This is a genomic window from Streptomyces sp. L-9-10, from assembly GCF_004151105.1.
Taxonomy (GTDB): Bacteria; Actinomycetota; Actinomycetes; order Streptomycetales; family Streptomycetaceae; genus Streptomyces.
Genome location: NZ_PHRF01000005.1, coordinates 187,488 through 204,015, shown reverse-complemented (window position 1 = coordinate 204,015; position 16,528 = coordinate 187,488). Strand labels below are relative to the sequence as shown.

The following is a 16,528-nucleotide window of genomic DNA, read 5'->3' as shown; positions in this document are numbered from 1 at the left end:
TGACCGACGACAACGCGGCGAGGCGCGGCCCGCCGCGGCAGCGGCTGATGTCACCGCGGGCACGCGAGCCCGGCATGATCCAAACGAGAGGCCCTAGGGGCGGGCTCGGTCAGGGGCGGCCTTGATGGTGAGAGGGCTCGTCGCTCTCGCGGTGGAGCACCAGGTGCTCGTGGTGGAGAACGCCGTCGCGGATGTCGCCGGTCGCGGTGAAGCCGGTGTCGTCGACGTAGTCGATGTGGTCGCCGGTGACGGTGTAGCTGCCGGTGTAGGCGCTGCGGCGGTCGCCGCGGGCCTCGTCGTAACGGCCGTTCGCCAGTAGTTCCTGCCGGATGAATCCGTCCGCGGTCACCCACATGCCGACGTACGGGTGTGCGGTGCGGGGCGTGTCGTTGCTGGTCATGGGTCCACGGTCCACCCGGTGGCCGGGAGTGGCCAGGCCGCCGTCTCCCCAGGTGGGGGCCTCCTGGGTGCCACGCACCCACCCTCGCGGGTGACTGGGCCCCTTTGGCCCCTCGTGCGGTACGACAGCGGCGCGGGCCGTCCGGGAAGGCCCCCTCGCTCGCGGCGGAACGGATCGTGGGTGTGCGACACCTGGGGACACCGCGGCCTGGTTGCCGTTGCGCCGCGCGACAAACCTGGGTGGTCAGGCAGCCGTTGCGGGTGCCGGACACTCGCCTCGGACGCGTGCCGCCCCTCACTCTCGCGGGGGGCACCACCCACGAGGCGACCTTCCCCGAGGAGCACGCCATGAGCATCACCGACACCGTGGACTGGAACCCGGAGACCCTCGACGGGATCCTCTCGAACGACGAGGGCCGCCCCGTCCTGTTCACCAACGCCCGCATTCTGACGACGGACCCGTTGATCGGGACCATGACCGGCGCCGACCTCCTGTACGTCGGCTCCCTGATCGTGGGGGTCGGGCCCGCCATCGTCACCGCCGCCCAGGACGACAACGCCATCGTCGTGGACTGCACGGGTATGACCATCGCCCCCGCCGTCGTGGACACCGTGGCGCTGGCCGGTGGCCGCGGACACCGCTCGGAGTACGCCGCGACGCTGACCCCGGGCAACACCTCCGACTTCCTGGTGGTGCCCGACGAACTCGCCACCGACGTGCGGGACGCGGTCGCCACGGTCATGACACGGCCGGGACAGGTCCGCGCGCTTGTCGCGGCCGGTCGGCCGGTGCTGTGGGCCGGCATCGACGTCCCCGGCCGGGCCACCGCCCCCGAGGCGGGCATCCCGGCCACCACGGATCCGACCGGCAGCCCGCGCATCGGTGTCTGGATCGACAAGAACGACTTCCTGCACCAGGAGCTCACCGCCGACGGCCGCTACGACGAGACCCGGGGCGGGCGCCCGCACGCCTACCAGGGCCGCTACTGGATCGACGGCGACCGTATCGACTACCTGGACGACCTCGGCTTCTGGGCCTACGGGGAGTTCCGGGGCGATGAACTCCACCACGCGGGCTACGTCATGAAGCTCGGCTGACCCGGCCTCCCGCCGGCGCGCTCACCCCTCCCAGCCGCTCAGGCTCACGCTCCGGCCTCCCCGGCCGACTCCGCCGTACGGAAAGAAGATCCCCATGAACGTCAACGACACCACCAGTGCGGCCGTGCTCGAAGCGGTGCGGCGCAGGCCCGCCGACCAGCGGCGCATTCTCTTCACCGGCGCGACCATCGTCACCATGGACCCCGGTCTCGGCGTCATCGACGGTGGAGACCTCCTCATCGAAGGCGACACCATCACCGGCGTCGGCCACGGCCTCGACGCGGGTGACGCCGTGGTCGTGGACGCCGGCGGTACGATCCTCAGCCCCGGCTTCGTCGACACCCACCGGCATGCCTGGGAGGCCCAGCTGCGCCGGATCATGCCGGACGTCGACGACCTCGGTGGCTATGTCATGGCCACCCTGGCCGGTTACGCCACCGTCTACCGGCCCGAGGACATGTACATCGGCACCCGGCTGGCCGCCCTGACCGCGATCGACAGCGGCATCACCACCATGCTCGACTTCTCGCACAACTCCCGTACCCGGGAACACTCCGACGCCGCCGTCGAGGCCCTCCGTGACACGGGCATCCGCGGCGTACACGCCTCCATGGGCCCGCACTTCGGCGACTGGGACCGGCAGTGGCCCGGCGACCTGACCCGTATCAAGGACCGGTACTTCAGCAGTGACGACCAACTGCTCACGCTGCGCCTGGCGACCCTGGCCACCGACGAGATCGCCGGACCCGCACTCGCCTACGGTCCCGAACTCGCTCGTGTGGCGAAGGACTTGGGCATCGGGGTGAGCGTGGACGCCGTCTTCGGCACGTCCTCCTCCGAGGCGGTCCTGCGCTGGGCCGGGGACGGCATCCTCGGCCCCGATGTCACCCTCATCCACTCCACCGGACTGACCGCCGAGGCATGGCGGGCCATGGGCGCGACCGGCACCACCGTGGCGCTCGCCCCCACGTCCGACGCGCAGATCGGCCTGGAGACCGCGATCCCCGCCGTTGACGAGGCACTCGCGGTCGGGATCCGTCCCGGACTGAGCATCGACGTCGAAGTCGCCCTGGCCAGCGACATGTTCACCCAGATGCGAGCTCTGCACGCCATCCAGCGGATGCGCGCGGTCAACGCCGCCTACGGCACCGACCGGCAGCCCTCCCGTATCACCGCCCATGACGTCCTCGACTTCGCCACTCTCCAGGGCGCCCGCACCAACGGCCTGGACGCTGTCACCGGTTCGCTCACCCCGGGCAAGAAGGCCGACCTCCTCGTCATCCAGGCCGAGGACCTCAACAACATGCCCCTCAACGACCCCATCGGCACGATCGTCCTGGGCTCCGACGCCCGCAACATCAGCGCCGTACTCATCAACGGCGAACCCCGCAAGTGGGACGGACACGTCCTCGACGTCGATCTGCCCGCCCTGCGCGCCGAGGTGCACACCTCACGCGCCTACGTGCTGAACACCCCGTCCGCCTGAGCATCCTCCTTCAGCTCCCCCGCCGCACTTCGCCCGGCCGTGGGCACCCACCGAGCCCCGATGGGTGCCCACGGCCGCTCGTGGTCGTTCGTGTCCGCGCACGACCACGCGGGTGCGGCGGGAATACCGAGCCCGGGTATGCGGCTGGGACCAGCATGAGCACTCTTGGACTGATCGGCAGTGGACACATCGGCAGCACCCTCGCGCGGCTCGGCGTCGCCGCCGGGCTGGATGTGGTCCTGAGCAACTCACGCGGGCCGGAGACCCTCGCCGAGCTGGTGGCGGAGCTGGGACCGCGGGCGCGGGCCGCGACCCCCGCCGAGGCGGCGGCGGCCGGGGACTGGGTCGTGGTGACCGTCCCGCTGAAGAACTACCGCCAGGTGCCGGTGGCACCGCTGGCGGGGAAGGTCGTTCTCGACACGAACAACTACTACCCCGAGCGCGACGGACAGATCGCCGAGCTGGACACGGAGAAGACCACCACCAGCGAACTCCTCCAGCGGCATCTGCCCGACGCCAAGGTGGTGAAGGCGTTCAACAACATCTACTTCAAGCATCTGACGGCACTCGCCCGGCCCACGGGCGCGGCCGACCGCACGGCCCTCCCGATCGCCGGCGACGACCCCGGGGCGAAGGCGTCCGCGACCCGGCTGCTCGACCTCCTCGGCTTCGACACCGTCGACGGGGGGACCCTCGCCGACAGCTGGCGCTTCCAGCGCGACACACCGGCGTATGTCGTTCCGTACGCGCAGAACCCGAAGGGCCTCGGCATCACCGCCGACGACCCGGGCAGGAGCGCGGACGCCGCGACGCTCCGCACGGCGCTCGCCGCCGCCACCCGCGGCTGAGCCCGGTAACTCCTGGCTGGTAACCCCGGCCGGGGCTACCAGCCAGGGGGCCTTGTCCGCCGGGACGGGCGCGTTCCCAGATGCAGGCGGTCCGACACCCGAGGAGAGTAGGAGCACCAGGAGCTTGTGTTTCTGGCGGAGTGTGGCCTGGCGCCGCCCTTCCTGAGGAGGCACTGGCCAACTCCGCCCGATCGCTGCGAGGTGCAGCCCATGCTGATCATCGGAATCCTGCTGATGGCGGCCACAGCCGCTTTTACGGCGATCCTCATCGCCTTCAACCTCTCCGGGGGGCCGGATTACGCCGTGACGTTGTTCGGCAGTACGCCGTTCACCCTCAACGCACTGGGTGCCTTCCTGAGCGGGATCGCCCTGGCGCTGATCTTCGGCCTCGGGCTGTGGCTCATGCTGGGAGGTGCGGCTCTCCTCGCTCACCGGAGCAGGAAGCGCCGCGCGGCGCGCGCGGCGGTGTCCGAGCGCGATGAACTCAGAGGCCGGCTCGACGATTCCCGCACGGCACCGCCCGAGGCCGACCACAGAGGAGAGGGTGCCCACGGCTCATCCACGCCTTCCCCGTCGGCCTCGCGTCGCCCGGCACACCGCTTCCACCTGCCCGGACACAATCACTGAGGGCGTATCCGAGGGTGACTACGGCTTGGCCGCCCGGCGGCCGGGACCGAGTTTCCCGATGTCAGTTTGTTTCGGCGTGAGTTGAGGGTCTGCGGCGGAGGCCGCCCGGCTCACGGCCCGCGCTCGATACCGCCCCGGTGTGGTACCGAACTCCCTCGCGAAGGCGTGTGAGAGTGCGTACGGGCTGCCGTAGCCGACCCGGGCGGCGATGGTGGCCAGGGTTTCCGTGGTGTCGCGGAGCAGGGTGGCGGCGAGGATCACACGCCACCAGGTGAGGTACGCCATCGGAGGACGGCCGACCAGGGTGGTGAACCGGCGGGCCAGCGTGGGGCGGGAGACGCCCGCCTCCGCGGCCAGGCGGTCGTTGCTCCACGGCGCGGCGGGGTTCGAGTGGAGCGCCCGCAGGGCGGCGGACGTCACCGGGTCGCCCAGCGCGCCGGGCCAGGATCCGCTGGTGGATTCGGCCATCCAGGAGCGGATCATGTAGACGAGGAGGAGGTCGAGCAGGTTCGGGAGCGCGACGCAGGAGCCGGGCCGTACCTCGTCCAGCTCACCGGCCAGCAGGTCGATCGCGGCGCGGAGTTCGAGGTGGGTGCCCACCCGGCTGGGAAGGTGCACGACTTCGGGCAGCTCTGCCATGAGCGGGTGCATCCGGCTGCAGTCGAGCCAGTACGTGCCGCAGAGCATCTCCGTCTCCTCGCGATCGGGCCGGGCTAGCGGCCCCGACCCCGGGCTCGCCCCCATCACCACAGGCAATCGTTCGACCGGCACCGCCTTCTCCCTCGCGGTCGCCGCGTCGACCGGGGAATCGGCGATCACGCGGCCCGTGCCATGGGGCAGCAGCACCGCGTCACCCACGCCGAGGGACACGTGGGCACCGCTGTCGGTCAGTAGCCAGCAGCTGCCCTTCAGGACGACATGGAAGCCCGCGCCGTCGTACGGGTCCAGCCGCGCGCACCAGCTGCCGCCCATCCGCACCCGCTGGGACGAAGGGTGCCCGAGGTGCACGGCAGCGATCGCGTCGCTCACCACATCCATCCACCCAGGATATCTCCCATCTGAGGCATGAGACGGAAGCGTATTTTATTGAGCTGGATGCGCATTGAGGGGATCGTTCACCGTTCTTAGAGTCGAGCACATGGTGAATGAGGACGAGCGTGTACAGAGCATGGTGCTGGGGGATGTCGAGGTCATCCGGGTCGTGGAGTGGCATGAACCGTTCCTGCCCACCTCCGAGTTCCTTCCGGAAGTCAGTGCCGATGTATGGAAGGACAACGAGCAGTGGCTCGCCCCCGACCACTGGAGGCGGGACAGCGACAGGACGGTGATCGCGTTGCAGTCGTGGGTAGTGCGCAGCGCCGGACGGACTGTCCTGGTCGACACAGGAGCGGGCAACGGGCGCGAACGACCGGGCATGGCTCCGTACTTCCACCGGCGTCAGGGGGATTTCCTCGACCTCCTGGCGAGGGCCGGTGTTCGCCCGGGGGATGTCGACGTCGTCGTCAACACCCACCTCCACGTCGATCACGTCGGCTGGAACACCGTCGACGCGGACGGGCAGTGGGTACCGACGTTCCCCAACGCCCAATACCTCATTCCCGCCGCGGACGATTTCCACTACGGTCCGGACAACGCGTACGGGAACGGCCGGCAGGAGGTCGACCGCCTGATCTACGAAGACAGCGTCGCCCCCATCCACCAGGCCGGGCAGGCCGTGCTGTGGGACGGCCTCCACCGCATCGACGAACACCTCACCCTGGAGTCCGCGCCCGGCCACACCCCCGGCTCGTCCGTGCTCCGACTCGCGTCCGGAAGCGATCGGGCGGTCTTCGTCGGAGACCTGCTGCACAGCCCGGTGCAGATCCTCCAGCCCTGCTGCAACAGCAACGCCTGCCTGGCCCCGGAACAAGCGGTGGCCAGCCGCCGCCGTATTCTCGGGCGGGCGGCCGACGAACGGGAGTTGCTCGTCCCCGCCCACTTCGGTGGTGCGGGTGCTGTGGAAGTCGTACGGGCGAGCGGCGGGTTCGCCCTCGGGCCATGGGCGACAGCCGGCCCGGAGACGAGCCCCGGAGCCTTTCGCTGACGGGCGGATGGGCGGATGCCGGGCGGCGTCAGCTCACCCATCCCTCCAGGCGATACGAAGCCAGCTTCTCCGAGGTGAGCGCCCGGAGGTCGTCGACACAGCCGTAGTGCATGGCGATGGTCACGGCGCAGCGCACCACGTCGAGCACCTCCTTGGTGAGGTTGTCGACGTCCGGTTCGCCGTGGCGCTCGCGTTTGACGCCCATGCCCTCCAAGCGGTTGATCTGCTGGGCGACTTCCCCCGTCTCCTCGGCCAGGCGGGAGACGAGGTGGAAGATGTCGTTGTGGCGGGGGAAGCGCTCGATCGCCCCGGCGGCGATGCGTTCGACTTCGTCCAGCCAGTCGGCTTCGGGCTCCGGCACGTGGGCTCCAAGGTCGGGGGAGGGGGCGGCAGCTATGAGGAGAGGGTAGGGGAGGGGATCGGCCCGGCTGTCGCCCCTGTGAGCTGGTGCAGCCTTCGGCTCACCCGCTCCCTCTCGCTCTCCAGTGCGGCACGCGTCCTGGGCGCGACCTGTCCGGCGAGTGAGGTGAGCAGATGCAACTCGTCGCGGAGCAGGGCCGGTTCGGTGCACTGTGTGCGGCGTTCCCGGTCCATCAGGGTGCTCCAGCACAACGGGACTTCACGGCCGTCGGCGTACCGCACCGTGCGGTTGCGGCGTCCCTCGAACCCCCAGTTCGTGTACTCGCCCGGCCCGGAGCGGACCAGGAGCAGCGGCGCGGTGCTCGCGTCCACTCCTATCGCGCTTTCGTTGAACTCGCTGACCAGCACGAATCCGGTGTACATCACTTTGCTGATGCCACCCTGGAACATCTCGTGGATGTTGGTGCCCTTCACGAACACGCACTGTGCTTCGTCCAGCGCCCGGGCGAGTTCCGGGGACACTTTGCGCAGGTTGGCCGTGGCCATGCTCGGTCCGGTGGTGCAGACGTCCGTGGCCCGCAACCGCTCGACGCCGAGCGCGCGCAGGCGCGGCGAGTCGAGCAGGCGCAGTACGAGAGCGGTGTCGGCGTCCGTATAACACGGCAGGGACTTGGGGACCAGGGTCAGCTGGAGCCGGGGATTGGCCGCCACGAGGCGGTCGAGCAGCAGGAGGTCGATCACGGTCTCGGCGCAGTCGTCGAAGAACCACACCAACCGGCACGGCCCGTCCAGTACGTCGGCGCGGAAGGCCTCCCAGTGGTCGACGAGCAGCGGGCGCTCGGCCAGTTCCCGGTACTTCGGCCACAGTCCCCGTGCCACTGCCGCGGGATCATCCGAGTCGCCGACGGGCAGCGCCGTCCCGGGGCCGGGGGCGCGCAGCTTCTGCCCGGCGCCGATGAGTCCGGCGGCGAGGCTGTAGCGCAGCAGGGCGGCCAGGTCCTGGCCGCACCTCTCGGCAACCGACGAGGCGAGTTCCAGAGCCACACGGACGGAGCGGTGTGCGTAGGTCCGGTGCGTGACCACCGGTGCCCGGACGTCGCCGAACACGCAGTGCGCGATGACGCGGTCCACCACCGACGGCACCTCCTGGTTGGCCAGCGTCCGTGCCACCGGTGCCCCCGCCACGGAGTGTTCGAGCAGCCGCATCGTCTGTTCGTGGCAGAAGGCGACGACGGCGGGGTCCGCGTCCCCGCGGTCGTCGTCGCCCCGGTCGCGCCCGTCGCCGTGACCGCCCCAGCCGCTGCCATGGTCCCCGTCGGCCCCGTCGGCCCCGCCGCCGGCCGGGGGCGTCACCCGTCGCAGCTTCCCCGCGATCATGCCGGAGAGCCATGAGCCGAAGTCGCTCTCCGAAGGGCCGAGCAGTACCCCGCCGTTCATCCGCTCGGCCGCCGTGAAGCCGTCGGGGACGAAGTCCGCCCGTGCCAGCAGCCGCCGCCACGCCTCACTGCCTCGGGAGTCGTCGCACAGCAGCCGTTCGACCAGCCGAGCGTCGTCCAGGTCGAGAGCCCGCAACGCCCTTGTACGCCAGAGTGGTTGGGGTGCTAGCACGCCTGCCCCCGGTCGCTCAGGACCGTTACCCCGGCGGGCGAGATCTCCACCGCCATCCCGTCCCGCAGCCGCGCGGCACCGGGTGACACGATCGCCGGGACTCCTCGTTCACGCAGCACGATGGCGGTGTGGCACAGGAGGTTGCCGCGCTGGAAGACGAAGCCCGCGGCGAGGTCCACCAGCGGGATGAGCCCCGCCGACGGGTACTCGGCCACCACGATGACGTCCTTGGCGCCGCCGACCGCGTCGACGGCGGCGGTGATCCGGGCGTCCGCCATGACCGCGGCGTTGTCCATGCCGGAGCCGACGACGCTGACCTCCAGCGTGCGGGCCGCCTCGTCGAGATCCCCGAGGTCCGGCAGGTTGAGGACCGTACCCGAGGCGACACCGCCCGAGATCAGCTGCCCGCCGGGGGACGAGGGGGCGTCGAGGCGACCGCCTTCGAGGCTGACGTCACGGACCATGGCGCCTTCGTCACCGGCGTACCACTCCACACGTGCCTCCCCGAGGGACTCGCACAGGGCGCGGGTGAGGCCGGCGATGTCCAGGACCTCGGCGTCGGGCCGGTCGAAGGTGTACGGGGGTGTGTCCTCCGGGTGCCACCACCAGCCCTCGCCGGGCTCGACGCGGCACCGGCGGTCGAACGTGGCGATGTGCTCGCGGACGACCTGCCCGGCGGGCGTGACAGTGAAGACCGACGGGACGAGCCCGCCCTCCTTGATGCCCGGAAGCCCGGCGGGGAACGCCTCGATGACGACGGTCCCGTCACCGAGCACGGCGGAGAAGCCGGACGCCTCGGCGGGCACGATCTCCCCGATGTGCGCCGCGCAGAACGCCGGGTCGCCCAACGGGTTGCGGTCGTGCCCGCGCTTGAGGTGGAGGGCGAGCTCCGCCAGCGGTGCGACGGTGCCTGTGCCGCGCGCGGCCCAGTTGACCTGGACGTACTCGGTGCGCAGATGACCGGCGAGCTCGTCCGCGAGTCGCCGCGTGTCCTCCGGGCGGTAGACGACGTACGCCTCGCGGTACGTCGGCACGTCGAGAGCCGCGCACTGCCGCCGCAGCCAGATGTGCTTCATCAGGGCGCCTTCGAAGCGCCGTCGGCACAGGCCGAGGTCGACGTCGTGCAGTGCCCCGACATCGGAGTCGGGCCACCACGCGGCCGCCGGGGCGCGGGTCGCGGTGGCGTGCGTGATCGGCCGCGCCTGTAGCGTGTGGAGGCGGCCGTCGCTCCACACCCACTCGATGTCGAGCGGATGGCCGAAGAGCTGTTCGCCCTGCCGGGCAAGGGAGTTGAGCGAGTCCCGCAGTGCGCGCGGCAGTGTGACGCCGGAGTCGCCGTCGCCGTCACCGGCTGTGAGAGCGACGCGGCCGGCGCTCGCGCGCCCTGACGTGGTGTCGGTCGTGTTGCCCCAGGCGACATCGGTGATCGGCCCGTCGGCGCGCGTGACCGGATCCCGGGTGAACAGCACACCGTGCGCGTCGGGCCGCACCCAGGACTGGAGGAAAGCGGCGTACTCGTCGGGCAGTCGGCCGCGGGCGTACGACACGACGCGGGCCGAGTACAGCGCCGCCCAGCAGCGGCCGAGCGCCGCGAGGACCTCCGGCACGGACTCCAGTGGGCCCTCGGACTCGAAGACACCGGCGAAGGACAGTCCGGCACCGTCCTCCACCGGAACCGAGGAGCGCACCATCACCGGCCCCGCCGCGAGCAGCCGCCGTGCCGCCTCGCTCACCTCCGCGACCAGGTCGTCGGGCCACGGCGTGCGTGTCAGGGCACGGCGGATGAGTTCCAGGGAGCGGCCCGTGCCGGTGGGGATCGCGCTGAGGTCGCGCAGGTTGTGCTCGATCGACCGGCCGATGTCCGTGCGGGACGCCACCTCGCCGAACCAGAGGGAGGTCACGCAGACGCCGTCCGGGACCGAAAGGCCGGCCCCGTTCAGGCGGGCCAGGGCCTGTGCCTTCGCGCCCGTGAGCAGCGTCGGGAACCCGTCGGCTCGATACAGCGGTACGACTCTGTCCTGCTTCACCTTGACTCCTGTCCTCTGTTTCCTCCGCCCCGGCCCGGTGCCGGACGTCAGGCGGCGCTCCGCAGGTCGACGCGGAGCGGCGCGCCGGACTCGCCGGTCGCCTCGTAGACCTTGAACTCGTACATGTCGATGACCCGGACGCTGCCGTCGGGGTAGATGCCGTACTGGTGGTGTGTGCGGGTCTCCGCGGTCGACTTGAACCGCTTCCCGTCCCGCCCCTTGATACTGAGAGCGTTCACGACCGGGCTGTCCCCGACGTACGAGCCCAGGTCGTAGATGTCCTTCGCCGAGACGCGCCGCGGATCGGCCAGTGCCTTCTCCGACTCGTCGGGGCGCAGCCCGGCCAACTCCAGTGCCCGGGCCATGAACTGGAGCGCCTCTTCGCGCCGGTCCGCCGTCGATTTGAGATTGATGCGGAACCGCAGGCCCGTGGGGTCCTCCATGCGGGTCGAGCCCAGGTCCCACAGCGTCGCGAGCGTCGCGACGTCCTCGGCGATGCTGTGCAGATAGCGCTCGCTGCCCCAGCCCGCGTCGCAGGGCGTGACGGTCAGCTTGACCTGCGAGACGACCTCGGGCGCCGCGGCGACCTGGCGCAGCGCGGTCTGCGCGAACCGCTTGCCCTCGCTGCCGTTGGTCACCAGGTACAGCCCCTGACCGAGGTGTTCACGCCATAGGCGGGCGACGTCGAACGTGGTCCGGGTGGTTTTGCCGTCCCTGACGTGGTAGTCGAGCGGATCACTGATCCGCCAGGAGGCGATGCTGCGCCGCGGGGTGATCCCGCGGTCCTGGAACGCCTCGCCGACGTCGCGTGCGAGCCGCGTCAGGGTCGCGAAGGGCGTCATCTCCACCGGATTCGTGTCCCCGAAGGCGGGGCAGTGGGTGCAGTTGCGGCGGCAGCGGTCGTTCGCGTGGAGGAAGCCGAGTCCTTCCAGGACCTCATCGAGCACGCCTTCCTCGATCAGTGGGGACAGCGACGGGTAGGCCATGGCGGTGCACCTTTCACGTGGTACGGGGTCAGTGGGGGAGAGGGCGGACCGCACCGTGTGGTGCGGGCAGGTCGAGGAGGCGGAACTGTCCGGTGGACAGGTGCGCCCGGTGTGAACGCCAGGTCTCGGCGAGGTCCCAGCCGTTGGCCTGTGCCGTCAGGACGGTGAGTGTGACCGCGTGGGACACGACGATCGCCGGACGCCCGTCGTCGGTGATCAGCCGCAGCACCCGGGCCACCCGGGCCGCCACGTCGGCGAGCCCCTCCCCGCCGGGCAGCCGGCCCATCGGGTCGCGCTGCCAGCGGGCGTACGCGGCCTCGCCCGCGGGGCCCGTGGAGGTGGACCGTCCGCGCAGCTCGCCCCAGTCCAGTTCGCGCAGGTCGGTGCGCGGCACGATGGGCAGTCCCGGTGCGATCACGTCCCTGAGCAGGGCGGCGGTCTGCGCGGCGCGCTCGGCGTCGCTGCTGTGGATGATCTCGGGCCGGAAGTCCGTGGCGGCGATCTGCTGCCCGGTGCGCGTGACCTGCTCGCGGCCGGTTGCGTCCAGCGGTACGGCGGAGGAGAGCGGGAAGCGTGCCCGCGCGTTGGCCTGCGTACGTCCGTGCCGGACCAGGATCAGACGCACGGCTCGCCTCCTTGCCGCGTCGGACCGACGCCGGTGGCGGCCACGGCGCGGGGCGGTCGCAGGGCTCCGCCGCGTGCCAGGTGGTCGTGTATCTCCTGGGCGACCCACTCGACGGGAGCGTCCGCGTCGATGTCGGCCACGGGCGCCCCGGCGCGCGCGATGTCGGTGAGAGCGGGGAGGCTCTGCTCGACGTAGACACCGGCCTTCCGCTTCATCCGTGCGAGGTCCCGCACGGTCGGGCTCTCGCCGGTGGGCGCCGCCCGGGAGAGCTGTCGGCGCAGCGAGAAGTCCAACGGGTCGCCCGGGGGCCGGAGATGAAACACCGTCAGCTGTTCGATGGGGAGGCCGCTCGCCAGCAGGAGGCGGGCCTGCTCGCGTCCGCGCGGCACGCTGTCGAGCACGACCGGTTCGCTCTCGGCCACCCTGCTCGCCAACTCCAGCAGGACGCGGTCGAGTTCGGCGGGCATCAGCTCGCCCCGGTCGGCCCGCGCGTGCGCTGCCCCGCGCACCCGGGCCACGCGGGTCCGCTCCCGCGGGGTGAGGCGGGCGTCGACGGCGCGGTCGCCGCGCAGCAGCGCGGGCACCGACGCGCACAGGACCGGGGATCCCCAGGTCTCGCCCAGGACCGCGACGAGGCGCGCGGCCTGCGTGGTCTTCCCCGACCCGGGCGGGCCGACCAGGCTGTAGGTGTGCGCAGTGCTCATGGGCGGCATCTCTCTGCTGGAAACGGTGGGGACGTCGGGACGGGGGAGCGGACCTCAGCGGAGGGTGAGGGTGCCGGCGCGCACCTGGTGGCGGAGGGACCCGGTGAGCGTCAGCCAGCTGACCGCGCCCCAGAGGAGCAGCACCCCGCACTCCGCGAGGACGGCGGTGAGCGGAACGCCGTCACCGGCCACGGCCGAACGCATCGCACGCAGCCCGTGCGTGGCCGGGAGCACCGAGACGAGGACGCCGCCGAAACCCTCGCGCGGCGGCTCCGTGTTGACCCCGGCGAGCGTCATCAGCAGGATCGTCGTCCCGGCTGTCAGATACATGCGGCACTCCGGCCACCGCAGGCTGACCCCCGCGAGGGCGAGGGCCAGGCTGTAGCCGCTGAGCGTGATCAGCACCTGGAGCAGGAAGCAGACGGGCAGGACCAGCGGACCGATCTCGACCCCTACCAGCCAGCGCAGCACGACGAGGGCGAAGCACGAGGCGACGATGCCGTCGACGGCCCAGTACAGCCCCCGTGACATCAGTACAGGGAACGGGCCGTTGCGGCTGAGCAGCAGGAACTGCAGGGTTCCGCCCCGGCGTTCACCGACGCTGGAGGACACGACGCCGAGCGCGCCGAGCGGTCCCAGGATCACCGCGTTGCCCAGCGCCATGTAGCGCTGCGCGCCGTCCGAGCCGATCGCCTGGCCCACCATCGAGAAGAACAGGACCTGGCACAACAGCCGCACCATCCAGCCGAACAGCCACGAGCGCCATGTGTAGAGCGCGCGGTAGTCCTGGTAGCTGCTCAGCAGTCCGTAGCCGATCTGGTGGAGCAGCGCCTTGGCGTTACGCACAGAGCCTGGCCTCCCCCCGGCGGGCCCGTGACAGGGCGCGGCGCAGCAGGAACACGCCCACCGCCAGCTGGAGGGCCGACAGGACGATCAGGGCCGTGAAGTGGGCCGGCCGGCCGTGTCCGGACCCGGTCATCGCGTCACGGAGCAGCTGCGCCCCGTGGGAGAGGAAGAACAGCCGCGCGATCCACTCGACGGGGGCCGGCAGGGAGGTGACGGGGAGAATCAGGCCGCCGAGGATGTAGAAGGGGTAGGTCAGGGCGTTCTGCAGCAGGCGCCCCAGTGGTACGAGGATCATGAGCGCGCAGACCAGGAGCGCCGACCCCGCGGTGCCGACCACGAGCAGCAGCACGGCCGCGAGCGCGGTGAGGGGCTCCTGCACGGGCAGCGGGAATCCGAAGCCGATCCGGCCGATCGCGATGACCTCCACCAGGACCGGCACGCTCAGCGCGGTGATGGTGCAGACCCGCGTCACCAGTGAGCGCACATAGGCGTCCGGGGTGAGGAGCGAGGGCTCCAAGGTGCCGTCCCAGCGGTCGTTGTCGACGACTTCCGCCGCGACGAACATCGCCTGCGACCACATGCTCATCGAGAAGGCGGTCAGCGCCACGGTGGCGGCCAGCTCCGGCGCCCCGTACGAGCGCACGGTGGTGAAGAGGACGATCGCGTACAGCGGGACGACGAACAGCGTGGCCAGCAGGCGCGGGGACCGCGTCAGGAGCAGCCACTGCAATCGCACGAAGGCGGCCATCAGAGGGCGAACTCCCGGTCCTCGATGATGGACCGGTACACCTCGGCCAGGGTGGGCGCGGCCACCGACAGTTCGCGCACTCCCGCGGCGGTCAGTACCCGGAGCACCTCGGACACCGCGTCGTCCTCCGTGATCCGGAGCGTCGCGAACCCCTCCGGCGTCGGCCCGTCCAGGGTGACGCCCGGGATACGTGCGACGGTCTCCGCGGCGTCCGCCGACACCCCGCCCGCGGTCACGGTCCGGGGCGTGTCGAGACCGGTGAGCAGGTCCTTCGGCGCGCCCTCCCGCAGGATGCGGCCGTGGTCGATCAGCGCGACCCGCGAGCACAGCGCCTGCGCTTCCTGCATGTCGTGAGTGGCGAGGAGCACGGTCGAACCGCCGTCGCGCAGCTCCTCGACGAGCCCGCGGAAGCCCTGCGCCGCATGGGGGTCCATGCCGCTGGTGGGCTCGTCCATGATGAGCAGGCGCGGGTCACGGAGCAGCGCGCGGGCCAGGTGGACCCGCTGCACCATGCCACGCGAGTACGTCTCCACGCGGTCGTCGGCACGCTCGGCGAGGCCGAGGCGCTCCAGAAGCTCGTCGGCCCGGCGGCGGCAACGGCTGCCGGTGAGCCCCTGCATGGCGCCCCAGTAGCGCAGGTTCTGGCGGGCCGTCAGGCGTCCGTAGAGCCCGCGTTCACCGCCGAGTACGAGGCCGATGCGCTCGCGCACCCTGGGCGCGTCGCGCACCACGTCGAGGCCCTCCACGCGGGCCGAGCCGGACGTGGGCAGCAGCAGCGTCGTGAGGATCCGCGACAGCGTGGTCTTGCCCGCGCCGTTGGGCCCGAGGAGCCCCACGACCTCGCCTTCCTCGGCGCGCAGGCTCACCGCGTCGAGCGCGGTGACCTCGGTGCCCTTGCGGCCGCGGAACCGGCGGGTGAGGTCCTGGACATCGACGGTGCTCATGGCCGCGCCCCGTTGAGGGCGCGCAGCCGCCGGAGTTCGACGAGCGCCGCGTGGTAGGCGGCGGGGTCCACGAGCTCCGTCCCGACCATCAGGAAGTCGCCTACCGGGCAGCGCAGCAGAACGCCGTCGGCGAACGGGTGGAAACACACTTCGGTGTCCGGGCCGGGCGTCGGCCCGGCGGGCAGCCGCAGGCCGTGCAGGGAACGGCCACTGTTCAGACAGGGCTCCCGGGTCCAGGCGCGCTCGGGCTCCGGGGGAGCGGCCTCGCGGGCGCGCCGCTCGGCCAGACCGCGCGCGGCGGGGCCGCGCAGCAGTGTCAGGAGGCGGTCGTTGACCGGGCTCGGCAGCGCGTGGGTGTCGTGCAGCGTCCGGCTCAGCCGCAGCAGTTCCGGCGCGAGCCGGTAGCGGTCGGCGGCCTCGGCGAGGGCCGCCGGGGGCGGACAGCCGGGGCTGTTCAGAGCGAGTGCCAGGTCGAGGACGTCCTTGACGCTGAAGGGCCGCTGGAACGCCTCCTCCGCGATGGCCAGCAGGTCGCAGGTCACCTGGTCCGGCGGCGGCTCGGCACGCACCGGCAGCACGCCGGGCTCGCCGGGGTAGGCGAAGGTCACCAACTCGACGCGGTGATCGGGATCGAGGACCGGGTCCTGCGCGGGCCAGCGCAGCACCACCACCCAGTGCACGCGCGCCCCGCTGCCCAGCACCGTCACATCGACATCGCTCACCGGCCGGGCGCGGAGCACCGTCGCCACGGCCTGCCACAGCGCCGCCTCGTCCGGTACGTACGCGTCCAGGTCACCGCTGGGGCGCAGCACCTCGCTCGGGTAGTGATCCGCCAGCGACGGGCCCTTGAGGACGCGGACCCCGGGCACATCGGCCGACAGGAGCGCCGCGAGTTCGCGGTAGTCGTCGACCCGGACCCGCATGCGGCGCACTTCGTCGCGGGAGCCGCTGCCGAGGGCCGCCCCCTGATGGGCCGCGACGGACAGGATCAGGGGCGCCAGGTGGCCGCGCAGCGAGCGGGCGCCGCGGACGAGGTCCCGCAGAGGTTCCTGCGGGTCCACGCCCAAGGCGGCGAAGAAGAGATCCAGCGTGGGCGCGGGCGGCGCGGCGAGAGGCGACCCGGCGGGCGAGTCGGGCAT

17 protein-coding genes are annotated in these 16,528 nt (G+C 71.6%); 5 read left to right on the top strand and 12 right to left on the bottom strand.

What is annotated here, in order from left to right; genetic code table 11:
• Window positions 1-109: 109 nt before the first annotated feature.
• A complete protein-coding gene (locus CU044_RS00945) occupies window positions 110-400 on the bottom strand; it encodes an Atu4866 domain-containing protein (RefSeq protein ID WP_129766417.1) in 291 nt (96 codons plus the stop codon).
• A 347-nt stretch (window positions 401-747) separates the two neighbouring features.
• Between CU044_RS00945 and CU044_RS00940 the strand changes: the two genes are divergently transcribed.
• The 4 genes from CU044_RS00940 (at window position 748) to CU044_RS38995 (ending at window position 4,458) form a co-directional block, all read left to right on the top strand.
• Entirely contained in the window at window positions 748-1,497 is a 750-nt protein-coding gene (locus tag CU044_RS00940; protein WP_129766416.1) for an Atu4866 domain-containing protein, read from the top strand.
• A gap of 94 nt (window positions 1,498-1,591) precedes the next feature.
• Complete coding sequence (locus CU044_RS00935; RefSeq protein WP_129766415.1) at window positions 1,592-2,983, top strand: amidohydrolase family protein; 1,392 nt, start codon at window positions 1,592-1,594, stop codon at window positions 2,981-2,983.
• Window positions 2,984-3,138: 155 nt separating this feature from the next.
• Window positions 3,139-3,831 (top strand): NAD(P)-binding domain-containing protein, encoded by a 693-nt coding sequence (locus tag CU044_RS00930; protein WP_129766414.1) that lies wholly within the window; start codon window positions 3,139-3,141, stop codon window positions 3,829-3,831.
• Window positions 3,832-3,957: 126 nt separating this feature from the next.
• On the top strand, window positions 3,958-4,458 hold the full coding sequence (locus CU044_RS38995; protein WP_193563838.1) for a hypothetical protein: 501 nt from the start codon (window positions 3,958-3,960) through the stop codon (window positions 4,456-4,458).
• Between the two features lie 18 nt (window positions 4,459-4,476).
• Here CU044_RS38995 and CU044_RS00920 read toward each other — a convergent pair whose 3' ends face one another.
• On the bottom strand, window positions 4,477-5,496 hold the full coding sequence (locus tag CU044_RS00920; protein WP_129766413.1) for an AraC family transcriptional regulator: 1,020 nt from the start codon (window positions 5,494-5,496) through the stop codon (window positions 4,477-4,479).
• 100 nt (window positions 5,497-5,596) lie between these two features.
• On the opposite strand from CU044_RS00920, the gene CU044_RS00915 reads away from it, so the two are divergent.
• Complete coding sequence (locus CU044_RS00915; protein ID WP_129766412.1) at window positions 5,597-6,541, top strand: MBL fold metallo-hydrolase; 945 nt, start codon at window positions 5,597-5,599, stop codon at window positions 6,539-6,541.
• Window positions 6,542-6,569: 28 nt separating this feature from the next.
• Here the strand turns inward: CU044_RS00915 and CU044_RS00910 are convergent, their stop codons facing one another.
• From CU044_RS00910 to CU044_RS00865, 10 genes are read right to left on the bottom strand one after another with little or no spacing between them, the layout of a single operon-like run.
• On the bottom strand, window positions 6,570-6,902 hold the full coding sequence (locus tag CU044_RS00910; RefSeq protein WP_129766411.1) for a MazG nucleotide pyrophosphohydrolase domain-containing protein: 333 nt from the start codon (window positions 6,900-6,902) through the stop codon (window positions 6,570-6,572).
• Between the two features lie 32 nt (window positions 6,903-6,934).
• Window positions 6,935-8,473 (bottom strand): ARMT1-like domain-containing protein, encoded by a 1,539-nt coding sequence (locus CU044_RS00905; protein WP_129766410.1) that lies wholly within the window; start codon window positions 8,471-8,473, stop codon window positions 6,935-6,937.
• A 29-nt stretch (window positions 8,474-8,502) separates the two neighbouring features.
• Window positions 8,503-10,536, bottom strand: a complete 2,034-nt coding sequence (locus tag CU044_RS00900) for a PEP/pyruvate-binding domain-containing protein (protein ID WP_129766409.1) — start codon at window positions 10,534-10,536, stop codon at window positions 8,503-8,505.
• Between the two features lie 47 nt (window positions 10,537-10,583).
• A complete protein-coding gene (locus CU044_RS00895; RefSeq protein WP_129766408.1) occupies window positions 10,584-11,522 on the bottom strand; it encodes a hypothetical protein in 939 nt (312 codons plus the stop codon).
• Window positions 11,523-11,550: 28 nt separating this feature from the next.
• Window positions 11,551-12,147, bottom strand: coding sequence for a histidine phosphatase family protein (locus CU044_RS00890; RefSeq protein WP_165371736.1), 597 nt, complete (start codon window positions 12,145-12,147; stop codon window positions 11,551-11,553).
• Complete coding sequence (locus CU044_RS00885; RefSeq protein WP_129766407.1) at window positions 12,138-12,851, bottom strand: hypothetical protein; 714 nt, start codon at window positions 12,849-12,851, stop codon at window positions 12,138-12,140. The genes CU044_RS00890 and CU044_RS00885 overlap by 10 nt, the downstream gene beginning before the upstream one ends.
• Before the next feature lie 54 nt (window positions 12,852-12,905).
• Window positions 12,906-13,697: an ABC transporter permease gene (locus CU044_RS00880; RefSeq protein ID WP_129766406.1), complete on the bottom strand. Its 792-nt coding sequence runs from the start codon at window positions 13,695-13,697 to the stop codon at window positions 12,906-12,908.
• On the bottom strand, window positions 13,690-14,445 hold the full coding sequence (locus CU044_RS00875; RefSeq protein WP_129766405.1) for an ABC transporter permease: 756 nt from the start codon (window positions 14,443-14,445) through the stop codon (window positions 13,690-13,692). Before CU044_RS00875 ends, CU044_RS00880 begins: the two co-directional genes overlap by 8 nt.
• A complete protein-coding gene (locus CU044_RS00870; RefSeq protein ID WP_129766404.1) occupies window positions 14,445-15,389 on the bottom strand; it encodes an ABC transporter ATP-binding protein in 945 nt (314 codons plus the stop codon). The genes CU044_RS00875 and CU044_RS00870 overlap by 1 nt, the downstream gene beginning before the upstream one ends.
• Window positions 15,386-16,528, bottom strand: a complete 1,143-nt coding sequence (locus CU044_RS00865) for a nucleotidyltransferase family protein (RefSeq protein WP_129766403.1) — start codon at window positions 16,526-16,528, stop codon at window positions 15,386-15,388. Before CU044_RS00865 ends, CU044_RS00870 begins: the two co-directional genes overlap by 4 nt.

Coding starts and splice junctions, on each gene's coding strand:
- CU044_RS00945 (WP_129766417.1), bottom strand. CDS start 400: ATGACCAGCAACGACACGCCCCGCACCGCACACCCGTACGTCGGCATG.
- CU044_RS00940 (WP_129766416.1), top strand. CDS start 748: ATGAGCATCACCGACACCGTGGACTGGAACCCGGAGACCCTCGACGGG.
- CU044_RS00935 (WP_129766415.1), top strand. CDS start 1,592: ATGAACGTCAACGACACCACCAGTGCGGCCGTGCTCGAAGCGGTGCGG.
- CU044_RS00930 (WP_129766414.1), top strand. CDS start 3,139: ATGAGCACTCTTGGACTGATCGGCAGTGGACACATCGGCAGCACCCTC.
- CU044_RS00920 (WP_129766413.1), bottom strand. CDS start 5,496: ATGGATGTGGTGAGCGACGCGATCGCTGCCGTGCACCTCGGGCACCCT.
- CU044_RS00915 (WP_129766412.1), top strand. CDS start 5,597: ATGGTGAATGAGGACGAGCGTGTACAGAGCATGGTGCTGGGGGATGTC.
- CU044_RS00895 (WP_129766408.1), bottom strand. CDS start 11,522: ATGGCCTACCCGTCGCTGTCCCCACTGATCGAGGAAGGCGTGCTCGAT.
- CU044_RS00885 (WP_129766407.1), bottom strand. CDS start 12,851: ATGAGCACTGCGCACACCTACAGCCTGGTCGGCCCGCCCGGGTCGGGG.
- CU044_RS00875 (WP_129766405.1), bottom strand. CDS start 14,445: ATGGCCGCCTTCGTGCGATTGCAGTGGCTGCTCCTGACGCGGTCCCCG.
- CU044_RS00870 (WP_129766404.1), bottom strand. CDS start 15,389: ATGAGCACCGTCGATGTCCAGGACCTCACCCGCCGGTTCCGCGGCCGC.
- CU044_RS00865 (WP_129766403.1), bottom strand. CDS start 16,528: ATGCCCGACTCGCCCGCCGGGTCGCCTCTCGCCGCGCCGCCCGCGCCC.